General features: G+C 57.3%; 18 protein-coding genes. 3 read left to right on the top strand and 15 right to left on the bottom strand.

Going from position 1 to position 19,174, the window contains the following annotated elements; all coding sequences use genetic code 11:
• Positions 1–629: 629 nt before the first annotated feature.
• Positions 630–1,235 (top strand): superoxide dismutase, encoded by a 606-nt coding sequence (locus CLV84_RS11860; RefSeq protein WP_104420006.1) that lies wholly within the window; start codon positions 630–632, stop codon positions 1,233–1,235.
• Between the two features lie 82 nt (positions 1,236–1,317).
• On the opposite strand, the gene CLV84_RS11855 is transcribed toward CLV84_RS11860, so the two are convergent.
• From CLV84_RS11855 to CLV84_RS11835, 5 genes are all read right to left on the bottom strand, one after another.
• Positions 1,318–2,064 (bottom strand): hypothetical protein, encoded by a 747-nt coding sequence (locus CLV84_RS11855; RefSeq protein WP_146088790.1) that lies wholly within the window; start codon positions 2,062–2,064, stop codon positions 1,318–1,320.
• 358 nt (positions 2,065–2,422) lie between these two features.
• A complete protein-coding gene (locus tag CLV84_RS11850) occupies positions 2,423–3,307 on the bottom strand; it encodes an NAD kinase (protein ID WP_104420004.1) in 885 nt (294 codons plus the stop codon).
• Between the two features lie 82 nt (positions 3,308–3,389).
• Positions 3,390–4,541: a glycosyltransferase family 4 protein gene (locus tag CLV84_RS11845; protein WP_104420003.1), complete on the bottom strand. Its 1,152-nt coding sequence runs from the start codon at positions 4,539–4,541 to the stop codon at positions 3,390–3,392.
• A gap of 323 nt (positions 4,542–4,864) precedes the next feature.
• Positions 4,865–6,265 (bottom strand): BamA/TamA family outer membrane protein, encoded by a 1,401-nt coding sequence (locus CLV84_RS11840; RefSeq protein WP_104420002.1) that lies wholly within the window; start codon positions 6,263–6,265, stop codon positions 4,865–4,867.
• A 106-nt stretch (positions 6,266–6,371) separates the two neighbouring features.
• Positions 6,372–7,256: a DMT family transporter gene (locus CLV84_RS11835; RefSeq protein ID WP_104420001.1), complete on the bottom strand. Its 885-nt coding sequence runs from the start codon at positions 7,254–7,256 to the stop codon at positions 6,372–6,374.
• A gap of 105 nt (positions 7,257–7,361) precedes the next feature.
• On the opposite strand from CLV84_RS11835, the gene CLV84_RS22000 reads away from it, so the two are divergent.
• A complete protein-coding gene (locus CLV84_RS22000; RefSeq protein ID WP_211295250.1) occupies positions 7,362–7,814 on the top strand; it encodes a DUF4190 domain-containing protein in 453 nt (150 codons plus the stop codon).
• Positions 7,815–7,826: 12 nt separating this feature from the next.
• On the opposite strand, the gene CLV84_RS11825 is transcribed toward CLV84_RS22000, so the two are convergent.
• Positions 7,827–8,819 carry a Gfo/Idh/MocA family protein gene (locus tag CLV84_RS11825; RefSeq protein WP_170067677.1) on the bottom strand — a complete coding sequence of 331 codons (993 nt, stop codon included), beginning with the start codon at positions 8,817–8,819 and terminating at the stop codon, positions 7,827–7,829.
• Between the two features lie 138 nt (positions 8,820–8,957).
• On the opposite strand from CLV84_RS11825, the gene nadA reads away from it, so the two are divergent.
• Positions 8,958–9,965: a quinolinate synthase NadA gene (gene nadA, locus CLV84_RS11820; protein ID WP_104419999.1), complete on the top strand. Its 1,008-nt coding sequence runs from the start codon at positions 8,958–8,960 to the stop codon at positions 9,963–9,965.
• A 1,016-nt stretch (positions 9,966–10,981) separates the two neighbouring features.
• On the opposite strand, the gene CLV84_RS11815 is transcribed toward nadA, so the two are convergent.
• From CLV84_RS11815 to CLV84_RS11775, 9 genes are all read right to left on the bottom strand, one after another.
• Positions 10,982–11,251 (bottom strand): DUF805 domain-containing protein, encoded by a 270-nt coding sequence (locus CLV84_RS11815; protein WP_104419998.1) that lies wholly within the window; start codon positions 11,249–11,251, stop codon positions 10,982–10,984.
• The gene (locus CLV84_RS11810; RefSeq protein ID WP_104419997.1) at positions 11,248–13,842 is read right to left on the bottom strand and encodes an OmpA family protein; all 2,595 of its coding nucleotides are present in this window, start codon (positions 13,840–13,842) and stop codon (positions 11,248–11,250) included. Before CLV84_RS11810 ends, CLV84_RS11815 begins: the two co-directional genes overlap by 4 nt.
• Positions 13,843–13,903: 61 nt before the next feature.
• A complete protein-coding gene (locus CLV84_RS11805; RefSeq protein WP_104419996.1) occupies positions 13,904–15,004 on the bottom strand; it encodes a PorP/SprF family type IX secretion system membrane protein in 1,101 nt (366 codons plus the stop codon).
• A gap of 82 nt (positions 15,005–15,086) precedes the next feature.
• Entirely contained in the window at positions 15,087–15,593 is a 507-nt protein-coding gene (locus CLV84_RS11800) for a DUF2480 family protein (protein ID WP_104419995.1), read from the bottom strand.
• 11 nt (positions 15,594–15,604) lie between these two features.
• On the bottom strand, positions 15,605–16,186 hold the full coding sequence (scpB, locus tag CLV84_RS11795) for an SMC-Scp complex subunit ScpB (RefSeq protein WP_104419994.1): 582 nt from the start codon (positions 16,184–16,186) through the stop codon (positions 15,605–15,607).
• Between the two features lie 316 nt (positions 16,187–16,502).
• Positions 16,503–16,931, bottom strand: coding sequence for a MarR family winged helix-turn-helix transcriptional regulator (locus CLV84_RS11790; protein WP_170067676.1), 429 nt, complete (start codon positions 16,929–16,931; stop codon positions 16,503–16,505).
• Between the two features lie 14 nt (positions 16,932–16,945).
• Positions 16,946–17,791, bottom strand: a complete 846-nt coding sequence (locus CLV84_RS11785) for an alpha/beta fold hydrolase (protein ID WP_104419992.1) — start codon at positions 17,789–17,791, stop codon at positions 16,946–16,948.
• A gap of 109 nt (positions 17,792–17,900) precedes the next feature.
• A complete protein-coding gene (locus CLV84_RS11780) occupies positions 17,901–18,692 on the bottom strand; it encodes a TIGR02757 family protein (RefSeq protein ID WP_104419991.1) in 792 nt (263 codons plus the stop codon).
• A 37-nt stretch (positions 18,693–18,729) separates the two neighbouring features.
• The gene (locus CLV84_RS11775) at positions 18,730–19,152 is read right to left on the bottom strand and encodes a hypothetical protein (RefSeq protein WP_146088789.1); all 423 of its coding nucleotides are present in this window, start codon (positions 19,150–19,152) and stop codon (positions 18,730–18,732) included.
• Positions 19,153–19,174: the final 22 nt, after the last annotated feature.

Genomic DNA, 19,174 nt, shown 5'->3' with positions numbered 1-19,174 from the left:
AAAGGTACGGAGCCTGGGAATCTCCCCGGTTACCACCCCCGGGAAGATAATTCGGGGTTTGAGCGAGGATCGCGGCCGAACCTGCCTACCTCCCGCCTGGTTTCAAAACGTAACTGGTGTTGTCGATACCAGCAATAACGAATAGCATGAAGCGCGATTTTATCAGAATGGGATTCTGGGTGACGTTGACCTACCTCGTCCTCTACTTTCTGTTCACGATATAGCTTCATCACGCCGGGAAATCATTGGTACCGCAGTATTATTCATCCGAGCGGCTGGCCACTCCACAGTACGCTGCCGGGTACACCCGGCACGAAGCGATTTAGCTTCGGTGATCGCCTTCGGCTCCGCTGTGAAGATTTCGGCCGCCGCTACCTTCCTCCCAAGGCCCTGCCAGGCAGTCGCCGCGAACCGAAACGTAACCGACACCTAAGCGTCGGCTAGGTGGATTGGGTTACGCCCCCCAATCCTAGGTGTTCCCGCAAAGAACAGGAGATCAAACGCCCGCCCCGGATCCTGCTACGGATAGTCAACCCTGACCACCTTATCACGTTCTCAAAGCAAGACGTTCCCGGTGAACGTCCGTCCCTAAAATGGGGCCATTTATTTAATTAATTTAATACCACACTATGTTTACGTTACCCGACCTCCCCTACGCCTCCAATGCACTGGAACCTCACATCGATGCCCGTACAATGGAAATCCACCACGACAAGCACCACGCGGGATACACCACGAAATTGAATGCCGCGCTGGAAGGTACCGATATGGCCGACAAGAAGATCGAGGAAATTCTCGCCAAGGTCGGATCCGCCGGTGCCGGAGTCCGCAACAACGGTGGGGGCTACTACAACCACAATTTGTTCTGGACCATCCTCAGCCCGAACGGCGGTGGAAAGCCCAGTGGCGCACTAAGCGACGCCATCAACAAAGCCTTCGGAAGCTACGATTCGTTCAAGGAAAAGTTCTCTACCGCCGCCGCCGGACAGTTCGGCTCCGGATGGGCCTGGCTCATCGTCAAGAATAACGGCGAACTGGCCGTCACCGCTACGGCGAATCAGGACAATCCGCTAATGGACGTAGTCGACGAAAAAGGCACCCCCATCCTGGGCATCGACGTCTGGGAACATGCCTACTACCTGAATTATCAGAACCGCCGCACCGACTACGTGGACGCGTTCTTTAATCTGGTCAACTGGGAGGAAGTAAACCGCCGTTACCAAGCCGCGAAGTAATTCCCTCTTACATCCAGGGCATTAAAAAACCGCCATTCCCTTCGGAATGGCGGTTTTCTTTTTGAAAGGAGGCGGCTCTCGGCTAGCTCATGGCCGCCCGGGCGTTCTCCCGGTAGGATTCCATCTTTTCACTATCCGCGTTCCGGTAGCGGGGGCCACACTTCTCCAGGACTTCCTTCATTTTATCGTCGGATAGCTTCGAGAATTGATTGATCGTCGTAACCCCGGCTTCTTCGAAATGCTTAGCCATGGTAACACCCACACCACTGATTTCGGTCAGCACACTGGGGGTCGGTTTGGTGGACGGACGGCCGCGGCGGCGCGTGGTCTTCGTCTTGGTGCCAGTAGTGCTCTTGGCCGTAGCCGTTGCTTTTTTACGCCCGCCCGCTTTGGCGGCGGTAGCGCTGCTTTTCCGCGGACGGCCCCGACGGGGTTTCGGAGTAGTAGCTTTTTCGGCGGCGGCTTCGCTCACCGACTCGGGGGCATCGGACACGGCTTCGGCGATCTCCACTTGGGATGCCTCCGTTTCGGACTTACTCGACCGTCCCTTGCGGGCGCTGGCGCTCTTGGGAGCCTTCTCCGAACGTTTGGCCCGGCGGGTATTTCCCTCGGTGGATGGCTGGGCGTTCCCGGTTTCTGTGGTTTCGCGTGCCACTTTCAGCTCTTGTTCCAGACTGGCTACTTGCTGCTCGAGGCTTTTGATTTTAGCCTTAGCCTTCTTGAACTTCTTCTTTTGCTTTTTCGCCTTGTTTGCATCGGCCAGAAATGCTTCCTGTGCGGCATCAAAGCGTTCCATTACGCCTTTAAGCTCTTTCTTTAAACTTGCCATTTAATAATAATTTGAGTGAATGGATTTCGTCGGCGGTTGGTTTGAATAAAGCCGCCTGGCTAATCCGCTGCCAGCAAGGCAGATAAATAAAATTTCGGTAGTCAGTAGGCACTCAATCGATAGAAATGTCCTGCGTACTGAACTAAGAAATACAAGTATTTATTTGCAAAGTTTGTTCCCGGGGCTAAATATATAATTTTAATTCACGGTAATAAGTATCATTGCCCCCCGAAATTGCTTTATACTCCGATTAGGATGCCTGGCAGGGAGCAAACGGTAACGAACTTCAAGACCGGGCACCGGTCTCGCTAGCCGGCTCTGGCCAGTTGAATATTGCCCCTTTACCCGTTCAGGTACACTAATGATTGCGGCGATCTTCCCCCCAATTAAGCTTGCCGCGCAAGGTATCCATGAAGGTGATATCCGGCAGCTTAACCAAATGAATGCCGAAATCATTTTTCCGAACGGCCAGTTCATGTACCGCGGTCACGGTTTCGAAGCGGCTATCCAGGGTAGAAAGGAAATTATCTGCCCTCCCCTCTATTTGAAACGATATCACGGCGTCGTCACTAATCACGATAGGGCGGACATTCAGATTATGGGGAGCCACCGGCGTCACGACGAAATTGCCACTCCCCGGAAAAATGATGGGACCGCCGCAACTTAGACTATAGCCCGTGCTACCGGTCGGCGTGGAAACGATGATTCCATCCGCCCAGTAACTATTGAGGTATGCCCCGTTGATGTAGGTATGTATGGTAATCATCGAACTGGTATCCCGCTTCAGCAAGGTAAAGTCGTTTAGGCCGTAGGGCGTATCACCGAATACCGGAAGGTTACTTTCCAGGTACAGCATGTCACGCTTCTCCGTTTCAAAGCGCCCCCTGGCTAACTGGCGCAGGGCATCCGCCATTTTCGCCTTTTCGACCCGGGCGAGAAATCCCAGGCGGCCGAGATTTATTCCCAGTACCGGTATCTGGCTATCCTTAATCATCAGAATAGCACTCAGTATCGTACCGTCACCGCCCAGGGTGATGAGCATATCGAATTTCTTGATCCGGAAATCGAGGTGGCTTTCGAAAACGCCGACGTCTCGTTTGAAGCGGATGTGGGGCCGAATCTGCTCCAAGTAAGGACCGTATACATAGGTCGAAAAGTTTTCGTCCGCCAGCAGATCGAAAAACTCCTGCACGTGCTCCCGGTCCGTTTCCTTAAACACCTGACTGTAAATGACTACCTGCATATGCCGTCTTGCCTTAGTATTAGAACGCCCCCGTTCGCAAGGTTACAAAATATTAGCCGGCCGCCCCCACCTTTGCTTCGGGCTACCGCTTTAAAATCCTTTGGGAAGGATACAGCTGCTTCACCGCATCGGATATGGTGTTGGCGGTATTGTCCCAGCTGTACGCTCCTCGCCGCTCGCGTCCCGCCTCGACGAGCCTTTCCCGCAGCCCGGCATTGACGGCGATTTCCATTAGTCCACCGGCAATAGCATCCACGTTTTCGGGATCGACGTAGTAAGCCGCCCTCCCGCCCACTTCGGGCAGGCTGGTCCGGTTGCTGGTAAGGATGGGTACTTCGGCGTGCATAGCTTCCAGTAAAGGCACTCCAAACCCTTCACTCAAGCTCGGATAGACCAACGCCAACGAACTACCTAGCAGTTCGGCGATCTCCCGCTCCGGGCGATACCCCAAAAAGGTAATATCTCCGTTGTACGGACTGGTCCGATGGGCCATACGCACGCGTTTCGTCTGCCAGGCCAGTCGACCGCCAAGCAGCAGGGGATGATCGGCACCGCCAAGCTCGCGGAAGCGGGTATAGGCTTGTATGAGTCGTTCGACGTTCTTGCGCGGATGCACCGCTCCGAGGTAAAAAAAGTACGGGCGCCCACCGCTGTAGCGCATACGCACCCCAGCCTTTTCTTCCGCACTCAGGGGAAGAAAAAATGCTTTAACTCCATTCCCCGCTACCCCGATTTTATCGACTGGCAAGCCATATTCTCGAAGGATGTCTTGTTTAATGTATTCCGATACCGTAATAACCCGTTCCGCTTTTTTGAGAAATGCGGGAACCCTTTTCTGGTAATACCGAAAAACCCGTTTCGGGATTACCGCGGGATAGTGGACGTGCGCGATATCGTGAATGACCATCACCTGCGGAATGGAAGTACGGAGCGAACAATATCCGTCTAAATGCAGCAGCACGTCGGCCCGCCAGGTTCTGGCGGCACGCGGCAGAAAATACTCGAACCACATATCCCACAATATCGGATCCCGCGCGGGCGGAAATACCCGCATCCCCTCCACGCGTTCATGGCGGGTATACCGGGGATCGTAGGGGCGGTCAAAACAGAATAAAAAGCGGGCATCGGGGAGCAGGTCGGGCAGCCGCTCACATACCTCCTGGGTGAAATAGCCTATCCCCTCCAATTCCCCCGATTGCAAAAAGCGCGTATTAACGGCAATCCTCATCATCATTTTCGCGGTAGAGGTAAAAAACTGTTGGTCGGATAGGGAGGACGGTGACACGGTGAAGGAGCGGCATGGGCGGGGCCTTACCCTACCGGGCAATCCGCTGCTACTTCCTCAAAGTTACGAGCGCTCCGCCGTTGTTCGGATAAAATGCCCTGCTAATCTAATCCCGGTCGGTTGAAGGGATATACCCAATCCGAATCAGGAATTTTGCCACATACCCAGATCTGGGTATTCGTTCAAAGCCCCATCTCCTTCATCGGACTTGGCAAGGAAAGTATATGACTGGCCATGCTCCTATACCGACTGTCACAGGGAAAATCGCCCCCTTAAAAGCTCATGTTCAGGTTGAGGTATACCCCGTCCTCCCCGAGGTGATTGCGGTTGTACTGGACGCCACCGACCATGTCGTAATAAAGGATAACGTCCAACCCGGCCCCGAAACCGGTGAGCAGGTTGTTGTTGAGCCGGTTAGAATCGTCCACGAAGGGAGCGTTGGCAAATCCCTGGTTGAACTGTAAGGAAACCGCCATTCGGATCGGTACGTAGCGAAAAGCGTCGATAAAAACGAGCTTGCCCAGATCGAGCTTGGTCTTGAAGAGCTCGCGCCGTAACCCCAGCCGCCAGATCATCATGTCCAGCCCGTCGACTACGTAAAATTGATAGCCGATCAGGCCGTTACTCCCAAACCCGATGGCCCGGTTTTCCAGAAAGGGCTGCTGGGTCCGAATCAGGCTATACTTTCCCGCCAGGGCGTAGTTAAACGAGTAATGCTTCCAAAAAGGGATAAATTTCTGATAGTCGGCGTGCACTTCCAGTCCGTCCCGCTCGCCGTAAATGCCGAGTCCGTCCTTACTGATTCCTGCCCGCAACAAAGTTCCCTTCCAGGGGTAGTTCCGGATATCCCGCCGGTCGTTACTCATATCGTAGCTAATGCGGAAGTACCGCTGCGACTGGCGACCGTCTCCGTAAAATTCCGGGTTCAGCAGCTCGGCTATCGTATCGGCTATCTGGGACTCTTGCCAACCGATCCCGAAAGAATGAGAAAGGTAGATTTTCCTACGGTAGCTTACTGAAACCTGGGCGGAAGAGCGGCGATACACGAAGGTGTTCGGATCGGAATAGAACTCCTGCCGGTTGTTGCGGGTCAGGTAATTTTGCTCCCGCCGCCGCTGATAGCTGAACCCAACGCTCATACCAATGGACCCTGCCTTGTTGAGGTAAGGAAACCCGTACGAAGCCTCCATCGAACGGGTGTAGCCCGTGGTGAAGCCTACCTTAAGCCGGTCGCGCTGGCCGGTAACGTTGTAATGGGTCAGTTTCCCTCCGATATTGACCCGATCCAGTGACCGCTCTTGTTCGTTCCACCACACGTTGAAGTTGCGATCGGCCAACTCGAATTCCGGCACGGGATAGATGTACCAGCTTTCGCGCATATTAACCAGGATCACCGTGCTCCCCATCTCCGCGCTCGCGGTATCGTAGGCGATATCCACGCTAGCGAAAAGTCCGGTATTCATCAGGTTATTGTAGCTCCGGTCGATCTCTAATGACAATTCTTCCCGTGCAATTTGCTGGCCTCGCCCGAACGTCATCTCCCGAAAAATTACCCGGGGCCGCGTCTTCTTATGCCCGATGAGCAATACTTCATCGATATACACGCTGTCGCCCGGGCCCGCCTTGACCAGGAATGGGGTTATGAAAAAAATAAAGAGTAACAGTAGCCTCATACATCTTACTTAGGCAAAAGCCGGTGCATCCGTGATGGAACAAATTTTTTCCTCAGATGCTCTCTACCCCACAAGATCGGTAATCTCCGATTGACGATATGTCCCGTTAGTTACGCTTGCTGAGAAATATACCTATCAACACCAAAGCGATGGCCGGCAATTGTAGCAAGGCAAACGCTTCCCCGTCCACGAGTCCCCACATCAGCGCAACCACCGGAATGAGGTAAGATACCGTACTCGCAAACACCGCTCCGGTGCCCTGTATCAGCCGAAAAAATACGAAACTCGCCAGTACCGTACTGCCCACGGCAAGCAACGTAACGTACCCCAAGGCCTCCCATCCCCGGGCGCCGGCCTCCCCCACCGTCTCCGGTATCCCACCGAACGTAACGGCGTACACCAGGGCAGGTAATCCCACCAGAAAGAAACTCACAACGGTAATGGTCAGGGACGGGAGCCGCTGAAAACAGTTCCCGACGAGATTGGCGGAGGTTCCGTAGCAGAGGCACGCCCCCAGCACCAGGGCCGCATAAACCAGTTGGTTGGTTTGTTCCCCCCCGCCGGGGGCTACGTAGGCCAACAGTACAGCCCCCGCCAGCCCTACCGCGATGCCGACTACCTGGTTGCGGGCGGGGCGGTTGCGGAAAATCAGCCAGGCCACCAGAAAGGTGCACAACGGCGTCAGGCTGCTCAACATACCGGTCAGGCTGCTGCTGAGCCGGGTCTGGGCGATGGGAAACAAGAAGGAAGGGATAGCGGTGCCGGTAAGCCCCACCAGTACGAGTACCGGCAATTGCCGGACCCGGATTCGCCGCAGGTGAGTAATGGCAAAGGGGGCCAACGCCAGGGCGGATATCCCGAGCCGGAGCACCGCGATCTGCCGGGCGGAGAATACCTCCAGTCCCCACTTGATCAGGATGTAGCTGGTGCCCCAGATCAGGCTGAGTCCGAGCAAGGTGAGAAAGTCCCGGACCGTAGGTAGCCGTTGCACGCGGCGAAGGTAGGTCGCCTCTTAATTAAACGGAACCCATACTATCCCGCCGCCACGTGGAGTTAGCTGTGGCGAATAAACATTCCCACCTAATTACCCCTATAGATGAAGCACGCCCTAACTTATTTGTGCTATTTCCTACTCTTCCTGCTCCCCCTGTCCGTACCCGCGGCCATCGGTGTACCGGCACCGGTTGCCGTGGAGGCTTTACCGACGGCCTCCCTCGACCGCCACGACGTCGAAGCTAGCCTCGGTCGCAAACTGACCTTCCGGGAGCGTATCGCCCTCGGTATTGCCAAGCGCCAGTCCCGCCGGGCCGACTCCGCCCAGGGCGAAGTCAGTCAGGGCAACGGTATGGCGGTGGCCGGTTTCGTGTGCGGGGTAGTCGGCCTCTTCGTGTTCGGCGTCATTCTCGGTCCCCTGGCCGTGGTGTTCAGCGCTATCGGACTCGGGAAAGCCCGCCGCGAGGGGCTTCCGTTGAAGGGTTTGGCAGTGGCCGGTTTGATCCTTGGCATCGTCGGCACCATCGGCGCGTTGATCGTCATTGCCTCACTATAAGCTCAGCTTTCGCTACTCCCCGGGGTACCGTACGCCGATCAGTTCCCTGACGCGGGTCAGGGTGCGGTGCAGGAGCAGGCTATCGTCTAATGACCAGCGGGTGGACTCCTTGCGGCCGGCCCGCACGTCTTCCATAACGGCCATGGCTTCGAACTGGTAGCCGTTGCCTTCGTAGCTGCGGTAGTGATTCTCGGGCGGCTCGTCCGTTCCCCGAAGGACGCTGAAGCCCTGTGCGTGGTGGAACCGGCCGTGAATGTGCAATTCCCCCTCGGTACCCAGCAGCAGGGCGTCCGTTTTCGTTTCGCCGAGCAGCGTCGAGTAGCAATGCGCCAACCGCCCTCCGGGATACTTGAGGGTCACCTGGGTGTCGATGTCCGCCCCGAGATCGGTGAGCCGGGCCGTGGCATGAATTTCATCCGGCACGCCGAACAGGAACTGGGCCAGCCAGACCGGATAAATACCGATGTCGAGCAGGGCTCCCCCACCGAGGGCCGGATTGTAGAGCCGGTCCCGGTCGAAGTCATCCCGTGGCTGCCCGCGAAAACCGAAGTCGGCACGAACCCCCTCCAGCGTACCGATCCCCCCCCGGTCTACGAGTTCCTTCATCTCCACGATGGAAGGAATAAAGCAGGACCACAGTGCTTCCATAAGGTAGGTATTGCTCCCGCGCGCCGCCGCCACCATGCTTTCCACTTCGTTCAGGTTCAGTCCCAATGGTTTCTCGCAGAGCACCGGGATGCCCCGCTCCAGGCACCTCAGCGTCAGCTCCCGGTGGCCGGTATGCGGCGTAGCGATGTAGACGGCGTCGATCTTCGGCCCGTCGAAGGCCGCTTCGTAGGTGCCGGCGGCGTGTTCGGCCCCGAAGTCCTCGGCAAAGGCCCGTGCTCTTTCCAGCGACCGCGATCCGACCGCAACCAGCTTGGCGTCATCGATGCGTTGGAGGTCTTCGGCAAATTTGCGGGCAATATTGCCAAGGCCCAGAATAGCCCAATTGAAGGTAGCCATAGAGGAGTAGGTTTGTGGCCAGCGAATGTAGGACATTATGGCGGCGGAGCGCGGGTACGGTACTTAGTTTAAAATCGAAGCTAAGCAACTTATCCGCTTTTTCCCCGTTATATAGGCCTTACCGTAAAACAACGATATATGTCTGCCGAAATCGATCTCGCTACCCAAAACCTGAAGCGCCGCGGCTTCCTGGACCTGGATGTTGACCCGACGCTCGACCTGGCGGCGGAAATTAATCGCCTGAAGAAGGAGCGCAACGCGGTCATTCTGGCCCACTACTACCAGGAAAGCGAGATCCAGGATATTGCCGACTACATCGGCGACAGCCTCGGGTTGAGCCAGCAAGCCGCCAGCACGGATGCGGACATCATCGTCTTTGCCGGTGTCCACTTTATGGCGGAGACGGCCAAGATGCTCAGCCCCCAGAAGAAAGTCCTGCTTCCCGACCTGAAAGCCGGTTGTAGCCTGGCAGACTCCTGCCCCGCCCCGGTCTTCGCCAAGTTCAAGGAAAAGTACCCGGACCACATCGTCGTCAGCTATATCAACTGCACGGCCGAGCTCAAAACGCTCACCGACATTTGCTGCACGAGCACCAATGCCCGACACATCATCGATTCCATCCCCCGGGATCAACCCATCATTTTCGCCCCCGACGTCAACCTCGGTCGCTGGCTGGTAAAGGAAACCGGGCGGGACATGGTGCTGTGGAACGGCAGCTGCATGGTCCACGAGATCTTCAGCCACGAAAAGGTAACCAAACTGAAGATCGCCCACCCCGAGGCTGCCTTTATCGCCCACCCCGAATGCGAGGCCCACATCCTGGACATCGCCGACCACGTGGGCTCTACTTCCAGCCTGCTCCGCTTCACCCGGGATAGTGGCTACAACGAATTCATCGTGGCCACCGAGCCGGGCATCATCCACCAGATGGAGAAATCGAATCCCGGCAAGCAATTCTACCCCGCCCCCCCCAATAATACCTGCGCCTGTAACGAGTGCCCCCACATGAAGCGCAATACCATGGAGAAGCTCTACCTCTGCATGGAGTACGAGCAGCCGGAGATCAAGCTTCCGGAGTGGGTGATCGAAAAGGGGGTGAAGAGCATCGACCGGATGCTGGAGATCTCGGCGGCCGCGGGCTTGTAGAAGTATAATGTCTAAAGTCTGAGGTACGAAGTTGGAAGGTGGGGGAATTTCTTATTGCCCATTGGGCAGTGCTTGCCGGTTTTGTTGGTTGCCCTCGACTTGTCATTGCTTTTTTTGGTTGCTCGCCTGCGGCTCGTTGTGGTGGGCGCTGCGCGTAGCTTTCTTTGCCTTCGGCTGGGAAGGGCTCAACACGGATATCCGCAGATTTTGGGCAGGGATATACTCGGATTTTTCTGTCCTGGGTTGCTCGCCTGCGGCTCGTTTGGGTTAAACACAGCGGGCGCTGCGCGCTTCACGGAGGGATGCACAGAGGTGCCACCGAGGGGTGCACTGCCTTCGGCTGGGAGGGCTCAACACGGATGTCCGCAGATTTTGGGCACGGATATACTCGGATTTTCTGGTCTGCCGTGCTCGCCTGCGGCTCGTTGGGGGGTTAAACACAGCGGGCGCTTCGCGCTTCACGGAGGGATGCACAGAGGTGCCACCGAGGGGCTCTCCCCTACATTCATTGCCTTTTCCTAGCATTAATTCTGCCCTAATCAACTCTATAGTACCTCTGTGCCAAGGCTGTGTTTCCCCTTGTCGCGCAGCGATCACGTCACATCAGTATGCTCATCTCTCTGTGGCACCTCTGTGTGTACCCCGTGGCAACTATGTATTTCCCCTAAAGCCGCGCAGCGACAAGGTCACATCAGTATGCGCATCTCTCCGTGGCACCTCTGTGCGTACTCCGTGGCACCTCTGTGTTTCCCCTAAAGCCGCGCAGCGATCACGTCAAATCAGTATGCTCATCTCTCTGTGGCACCTCTGTGCGTACTCCGTGGCACCTCCGTGTTTCCCTCTTTAGTCGCGCAGCGACAAGGTCACATCAGTATGCACATCTCTCTGTGGCACCTCTGTGGGTACTCCGTGGCACCTCCGTGTTTCCCTCTTTAGTCGCGCAGCGACGACCCACTTAAAACCATCTCCAGGCCACCTTTGTGTTTCCCCTAAAGTCGCGCAGCGACCACGTCACCCTACCCCCGCCCAAACACTCCCCGCACCAACCGCACCGTCACCGCCACCCCCGGCAGCAGTGCCGCCAGCGCGTAGCAAACCACCACGAAACTAAAAAAACCGCCGCCCCCCAAGCCCTCGAGGAATTGTAGCAATATGCCGATCGCCAGGTTGGGGACAAAAAAGGTCAGGTAAGCGAAGAAAGTGGCCCGCCCGCTGAAATCACCGTACCGCCTCCAGGCGTCCAGGTAGCCGGCGACCCAGCGATTATGGACGAGGCCGGCGGTCATTCCCCGATCTCGAAACTGTACTCCACCAGCTCGATAACCGGTCGGCCGTCCTTATCGCTCTGCTCGAGGAAAATGTCGATGCCCAGCGTTTCGGGAGCCTCCTTTTCGGTGCTGTCGAAAGTCACCTGAATGCTACCGCGCTCACCGGGGCCGTACACCTTACTGTTATCGTGCTCGACGGTAGTGCACTCACAGGCCTGGATCAGCATGATCTGGGCGGGCACCTCACCGCGGTTGGTGAATTCGTAGGTAAAAGTGGGCTTATCGCCCTTGGTAACGGAACCCAGATCCACCTGCCGGCGGTCGAAGACCAGGATGGGTAGCTCGCGTACTTCCTCGGCCGGTTTTCCGTAGAGCGTACTCATATCACTGATGGAATCCAGCGGATAGATCGCGCCCTGGGGGCCCTCGTCTCCCTGTGGCTCGGCGTTCCGCTGGGGACCTTCGATGGCCCGCTCGATGATGTCGCGGCGGATGATGATTTCCGTAGGGCCTTCCAGGACCTTGAATTCCGTCCGACGGTTAAGCTGGTGCGCCAGCTCCTTCAGCTCGTTGGACGGCAGGGCATTGATGTAGGCTTCGGTGAGGGTATCTCCCTGGTCAAAGGCGCCGGTGCGCTGGGCCAGTCGCTCGGAGATGACCTGCGGCTGGGTTTCTCCGTAACCCTGGAATTTGATGCGCGCGGCTTCGATACCTCCCTGGCTGATGAGCCACCGGCGGGCGGCGTCGGCGCGGCGGCGGCTGAGGCCTTCGTTGTAGTCGTCGTTGCCGCGGAAGTCGGTGTGGGAGCTTAGCTCGATCACCATATCCGGGTATTCGTTCATGATCTCGGTCAGAGCCCGGAGATCGCCCTCGGCATCCGGTCGGATGTTCGACTTATCCAGGTCGTACAGGATATTTTCCAGGGCGATGGACTCCTCGATCGCGATGGTATCGTAAACGGGTATGGTCGAAGGATCCACCCGCAGGAAGAACACCTGCTCAAAACTCTTACTTTCCTCCAACCCCAGCGTACTCAACTCCACGGTATCGGGAAAGTAGCCCGGGTGGCTGGCCACGACGCGGTACTCCTGCTCGAGGTTAAGCCCGAAATCGAAGCGGTTCCCGTTGTCGCGGGTATTCTGCTCCCCGGTGCCTACGTCACGGCCGTTGCGGATCGGCTGCAGCACGATGGTACCGTTGTTCAGTGGCTCGCGCTCGGTATTGAACAGCCCGACGACGAGGTTGGCGAAGATGGTGGGAATCTCGAAGGCGTAGATATCGTCGCAGCAGGTGCGGCTCTTCACCGACCGCCCGTCGCCCGGCCGATTGCTGGTCATGAAGCCGGTGCGGCCCTCGTTGTAAACGCTCAGGCTCAGATCGTCGGTGGGGCTGTTGAAGCCGACGCCCATGTTCTGGGGCTCGCTCCACACGCTTCCGTTCCAGACGCTGTAGAACAGGTCGGTACCGCCCATGGTCGGCAGGCCGTCGGTACTGAAGTACAGGGTGCCGTCGAAGTAGAAGGGCGTCATGTCGTCGCCCACGGTGTTAATCCGCTCACCGAGATTGACCGGGGAGGAATAGCTTCCGTCGCCCTGGTAGGTAGCATAATAAAGGTCATAACCGCCAAAACCACCGTCCATGTCGCTCGCGAAGAACAGTACTTCGCTACCGAACAGTTCGCCGGTGGCGGGTTGAAGGGCGCGGTAGTCGTCGCTGTTGATGCCGGATACGGGATTACCGCTGCGCCAGCCATTATCGTCGACGTCGCTGTAGTAGATTTTCGCCTGATCCACGCGGTTGCTGTTCATCAGGATGCGGTTGTAGTACAGGCGGCGACCGTCGGCACTAACGTTGGGGTTCGCGGAATGGACGCCGGGGCGGTTCACTTCTTTGCCCAGCACTTCGGGGCGTTCCCACTCGCCCTCCTCATCGCGGGTCACGCTGTACACCTGCAGGAACCGATCTTCGTCGTTGGCGTCTACCAGTTCCACCGGGCTGCTGGCCTTCACGGTAGCGAAGTACAGGGTGTTTCCATCGGGAGAGAGCACCGGGGAGTACTCGCTCCACACGCTGTTGATGCTACGGTCGAGGTACTGGACCTCTACTTCACCCAAGTTCTCGGGAGCATCCCGGTACAACTGCGCCCCTTCGATCTCCCGCCGCGCCAGGATGCCGAGCACGGAATCCTGGTTATGCTGCAGAAAGTTTTGCAGATAGGTGACGGCCTCATCGTACTGCTCGTCCATCTTGAGCATCCGACCGAAGTAAAAGCGGTGGAGGTTATAGGTAGTATCCGACGCTTCGGTGCGCCGGAAGGCGCGGGTGTACAGCCGAATACCGGAGGCGATGTCGCGCAAATTGTAATTCATCTCCGCCATCAGGGGCAGCAGGTATTCCTCCTCGGTGATTTCGTAGACTTTGTCGTAGTTGTCCAAGGCCACGCTCCAGTTGTAGGACACGCGGGCGGAATCGGCGGCGGCTAGTAACTGCTCCACGTTGGAGGATCCGCTCAGCGGCTGAGCCACGAGGGGCAAGCCGGCCACCGTTCCGATCAGGATCAGGGCGTAGAGGCTAAGGTGCCGATGAAATTCCAGTAGGGTCGGTTTCATGTAGTCGCGGGAATAGATGAACAAAAGAACGCGGCGCGGGGCCGGACAGTCGGGGCGGGCACTAAATTTTAGGGCACAGCATCGTGGGCACGACAGTCGGTTTCTTATAAATATTGATGATGTACTGGGCGGCCAGTTCGAAAGCCCCCTGGTAGTTGTCGACGTTGCGGGCACTGCTGACGGTCAGGTCGTAGCTGAGTGCGGCCCGTAATTGCTGGTAGTCCAGGCCGATCAGCACCTGCGCCGCGTCGCCCGTACGGTACCCGAGACCGAGCCGCAAGTTCACGTCGGGTTTGAGTCTGCGGCTTCCCCAGGCCTGTACCGACACGGAAGTGACGGAAGCGGAAGTCTGGGCGTAAATGCTCGGCTGGAAGCGCCAGTCTTCGTTTAGCTCCAGGTCCAGCCGGGCGTTTCCCCGGAGCGTGGACCGGCGGTTCAGATCTTCCCGATCGAAGGCGCCGAGGGTGGTGCTGTCGAGGCCCATCGAATCGGTGGGCTCGGCGATCAGGCTTTCCTTTTCCGGCCCACCAATATGAAACATCGAGACCCCGATCTCTAATACGTTTCCCTTATCGGCGTCCAGCACGGAACGCAGCATGACCCCGGCGTTGATGCTGCTGTAACTCATATCGTCCATCATCTCATCCATGCCCGATGGCGTGAGTTCGCCCTGGGTTAGTCCGCCACCCCCTAGATTGGGGTCGATCGTCAGTTGCTGCCGCAACGCGCCGGATTCCACGTCGATCCCGTAGGAGGTGCTCCCGTACTGGGCACCCAGCGTAAAGACGTTGCGGCGGCGGTTATCGAGCGCGAGGTGATAGGCCGCCGAGAATCCGAAGTAGGTGGATTGCAGTCCGATGTCGGCTCCTACCCCGGCCTTGTCGCTGATCAGGTTTGCCCCGACCCCGATCCAGTCGAACTCCCGCAACCCCCGGATCACGGGTGCATCCACGTACGCGCTCGGGGTACTCATTCCGTTGAGGGTAAACCACTGGCCGCGGTAGATGCCGCCTACCCGTACCGTACCGCTGAAGGCACCGGTCTGGGCCGGGTTCAACCACAGCGGGTTATAATCATGAAGTGTAAAATGCGTGTCCTGTGCCCCGACCGTAAGCGAGAAACAGAGGGACAACAGCACAATCAGGTAAGGACTCGATCGCATGGGCCATGTTTACGGCCCAAGATAAGGTGTAGCCGGGTACAGCCCGTTCGGCATTTAGTCCGGGATCCGCGGGACGCCGGCTTTACTCCCTTTTGAAGGGTTGCTTATAGACCGGAACGGTGCTGCAGGGCTCGCCGAACATAATGGATTTGGCGACGGGGCGCAGGAGCGCGGTAACTTCCAAATAGGCGGCGGGCGGCACGTTGCGATCGCCACAACCCTTCACCACGATGCGCTGGTCGGCGTAATCGGCGGGGTCGAATTGCTTGATGACCCGACGGTAATGGTCGCGCAGGTATTCCTCCTCGGTGCCCTGGTAGATATCGGCGGCGTAGGGCGAGGCGGAAGCGGCTACCAGCATATAGGCCCAGGCCGGAATGATCGCGTCGGCGGAACAAAACACCAGTAGCGTTTTCCCTTCGTATTGCGCGAAGTCGTGCTCCTTGATGGCATCCCGGAAGTCCTTCTCTTTAAGGATGAGTTCCATGAAGAGATAATCCTTCAGGTCGAAAGCGACTAGGGGGGCATCAGGCCAGTAGTCTTCTAGTTTGAGCGTGATGAGACCGGAGGCGGCGACTTTATTGACCATGGGGGCAGTGCTTAGTTTTCGGATTCTACCATCAGCTCCTCCGGTTCCCCGATCGTATTTTCGGGCAGTTGGAACTCTTTGGGTTGGGGCAGATCGTTCATCGACCGGATACCGAAATAATCCATGAACTTTTCCGTCACGCCGTAGAGTAGCGGTTTGCCCACGGTATCGGCCCGGCCGGTAATGGTAACAAGCTCCTTTTCCAATAGTTTCTGAATGGCATAGTCGCAGCTTACCCCCCGGATCTTCTCCAGGTCCGACCGGGTGACCGGCTGTTTGTACGCAATGATGCTAAGCGTCTCCAGGGCGGAGCGGCTCAGCTTTTTGGTGCTTTGCTGCCGCAGGTGCGTGCCGATCGTCTGGTGGTAGGCGCCCTTGGTCATGAACCGATACCCCCCGGCGATCTCCACTACCTCGAAGCTGTGCTCCGCGTGGTCGTACCGCCGCCGCAACGCAGCGATGGCCTCCAGTAGCGCCTCGTCGTTGAACTCAGCGCCGACGCTTTCCCGCAGGACGGCACGAATATCCTCGAGGGAAACGGACTGGGGAGCGGCGAAGATGAGGGCCTCTATGTGTTGGGGTAGGGATTGCATCTTTTAGTCTTTTAGTCTTTTAGTCTTTTAGTCTTTTAGTCTTTTAGTCTTTTAGTCTTTTAGTCTTTTAGTCTTTTAGTCTTTTAGTCTTTTAGTCTTTTAGTCTTTTAGTCTTTTAGTCTTTTAGTCGGCAAGATCGCCCGGCTCTTCTTGTTCACTAACAGCGGATCAAATTGGCCAGTCTTTTCCGGAGATGATCGCATCGCAATGGAATCAAAGAGAGCCGGAATTCCAGCTATCCCGTAAGTTCAGATTGCTAAAAATTACCCCGAAGAACGTACTAAAAGACTACCAAGGGAGCGAAGCGACCGCCTAATTACTCTTCCTCGAAATTATCCCGGATGTGTTGCAGAATATTTTGCAAGCGATTGAAATCATCTTCGGAAAGACCGTTCCAGGTACGTAGCCGCAAGTCTTTTACGTAGGGCGTGATCCGGTCGTGGACGTCCTTTCCGGTTTTGGTAATACAAACGAGGTAGCGGCGTCGGTCATTGGGGAAACGGCGGCGTTCGACGAGCTTCTTCTTGGCGAGTTTATCGATGATGCGGCTTACGGTCGGAGCGTCCTTGTACGTTCCGTTGGCGAGCTCCGTCTGGCTGGCATCGCCGGAGGAATACAGTCGGTCGAGCAGCACCCATTGCTCCGTACTGATATCGATACCCTCCTCGCGAAAGGCGCGGAGATAATGCTGTTTCAGAAGGCGAGTGGTGCGGTCCAGAATGGTACCGACATTGGGGTAAGCCAAAGGTTTCACGGTGGCTAAGGTAACACAGTCACTAAACTATTCTGGTAGTATTCCGCCAATAATCGTTCCGGCAGCCAGTGACTACCGGGATAATGGTGCAATTCCACCGAGGGCAAGGGCTCGTACATGCGGGTCAGCCGGTCGTGGTGCAGCAGCGGATCCTTATCCCCCACGAATACCGTGCAACGGATATTTCGTTCCCGTAACGCCCGCTCGAAGGCTTCCGGTGAGGGCGGAAATTTCAGGACGCTGCGCAGGGTACCGGCCAGCCGGCGGCGAAAGGGCCGGTCGTTCAGGTTGTACTTCAGGTATTCGGCCGAGTAGCCATTGATGATGCCCCGCTTCTTTAACCAGTCCGACATCCGCAGTATCGCGCGCGGCCGTTCGGTGAGCCGGGCGAGCGGACGTATGAGTTTGGCCGGCAGGGTATCGATCCAGTTGGTATAGCGCCCCCCGGCCCCGTCGGGTGCGACCAGCGCCAGATCCCGGAGTTGCGGATGATGCAATCCGGCCAGGCAAGCGCTCAGGTAACGACCTCCCAGACTGTGGCCGAGGAGGAATACGGGGCGGTCGGCAAAGCGGTCCAGCAGCTGCTGCAGCAGTTCGGTCATTTCCGCGATATCGTACCGGTCGCCGTACCATTCCGAATTTCCGTGGTACGGCAAATCGGGAGCGAGGGTCGTAAAATGCTTCCCGAGATTCATTCCCAGTCGCTCCATCCGCGCCCCGTTTCGTCCGAACCCGTGCAGGGCCAGCAAGACCGCGTGCCCCGTACCGTACTTTCTCACGTAAAGCCGATCATCGGGTTGGTCGGGATTTTTTTTCGGCTTCGTTGCCGTCAGCCAGAAATGCGTATTCATAAAACGGGGCACTAGATTCGGTTTGCAAACAGCGCAAGCGGGAGAAAGTATTAAATACCGACCCGGCGAAACCAACTAACTGCACAAACCCTAACCGCGCGAAGCGCAACTAACCAACCCCCTCTACCCCCATCCCAAACAGGGCGAAATCGAACCGCGTAGGATCTTCGGAATCGAATTCCCGCAGGTTAGCCGTCAGCTCGGTCACGGCCATCCAGTCACCCTGTTTGCGTTGGAGTAGCCCCAGCGACCGCCCCACCCGCTCCACGTGTACGTCCAGCGGCATGCACAGTTGATCCGGACGAATGCGCCGCCACTGCCCGAAGTCCACGCCGCGATCGTCCTGTCGGACCATCCAGCGAAGGAACATACACAACCGTTTGCAGCGCGACTTCCGCGCCGGCGTGGCCACGTGCTTTCGGGTGCGGCGGGGCGCATCGGGCAGCCGGAAGAAATCGTCGTGAAAGCCACGCAGGGCCGGTTCGATGGTGGTGCTGTCGGCGGTCAGGTGACGGGCGAAGGCGTCCTCCAGGCTGTCGTGGCGCCGGTAATACCACTGCAACCACTGCAGGAAATAGCTGGTATCGGTGAGGGTAAAGGTGCGGTGCTTCCAGGTGCCAAGCTCCCGCTGGATGGTATCCTCGCAGCTGCCGTACTCCATGACGAAGCGATACGGCTCCCCGCCCATGGCTTCGATCAGTTGTTGTCCCTTATCGATGATGGTGGCGCGTCGCCCCCAGGCCAGCATGGCGATCCAGAAGCCGACGATCTCCCGGTCGCGCGGATCGGTAAAGGCATGCACCAGGCCGATGGGATCGTCGGGAATGAATTCCGGCCGATTGTACCGATCGTGGTAGTGCTCCAATACCTCCCGTTGCCATCCTTTTTTCTTACGATTCACCACGGCTAAACTACCCGCGAGGGCGACAATGGTTGGGCTAGCCGCCGACCAAGCGGAGATAGTCGGCAATTACTTCGGCCACCGCCTCCCGTTCGGTGTCGGTCGATAAATCCAGCGAATCACGCTGGCTACCCACGGCATTCCGCAGCCGGCGGGCTTCCTCGGTGGTGACGACGCGACCGTCCAGGACGAGCTCCGCCCGGTCTTGCAGCCAGTTGTTGCGAATGAGCAGACTAGGGCTGCCATCCAGGTCGTCGTGGTAGAATACATCGGTGCCTTCCTCGGGGGTGACGGATCGGTAGTCCCGGCTGCGGGTATTCATAAAGAAAAGATGATCGGGATCGCTGACGTAGGTAGCTCCCCGCTCGGCGCGGCGATCTTGCGTCCGGCCATCGCAGCTAGCCAGCAGCAACAGCGATAGACTGATGCCAGACAATAGTGGGTATAACAGGGTACGCATGGGGAATTATAATAAGGCGGAC

This window comes from Neolewinella xylanilytica, assembly GCF_002934605.1.
In the GTDB taxonomy this organism is placed as follows: domain Bacteria; phylum Bacteroidota; class Bacteroidia; order Chitinophagales; family Saprospiraceae; genus Neolewinella; species Neolewinella xylanilytica.
This window is presented reverse-complemented; position numbering and strand designations above follow the sequence as displayed.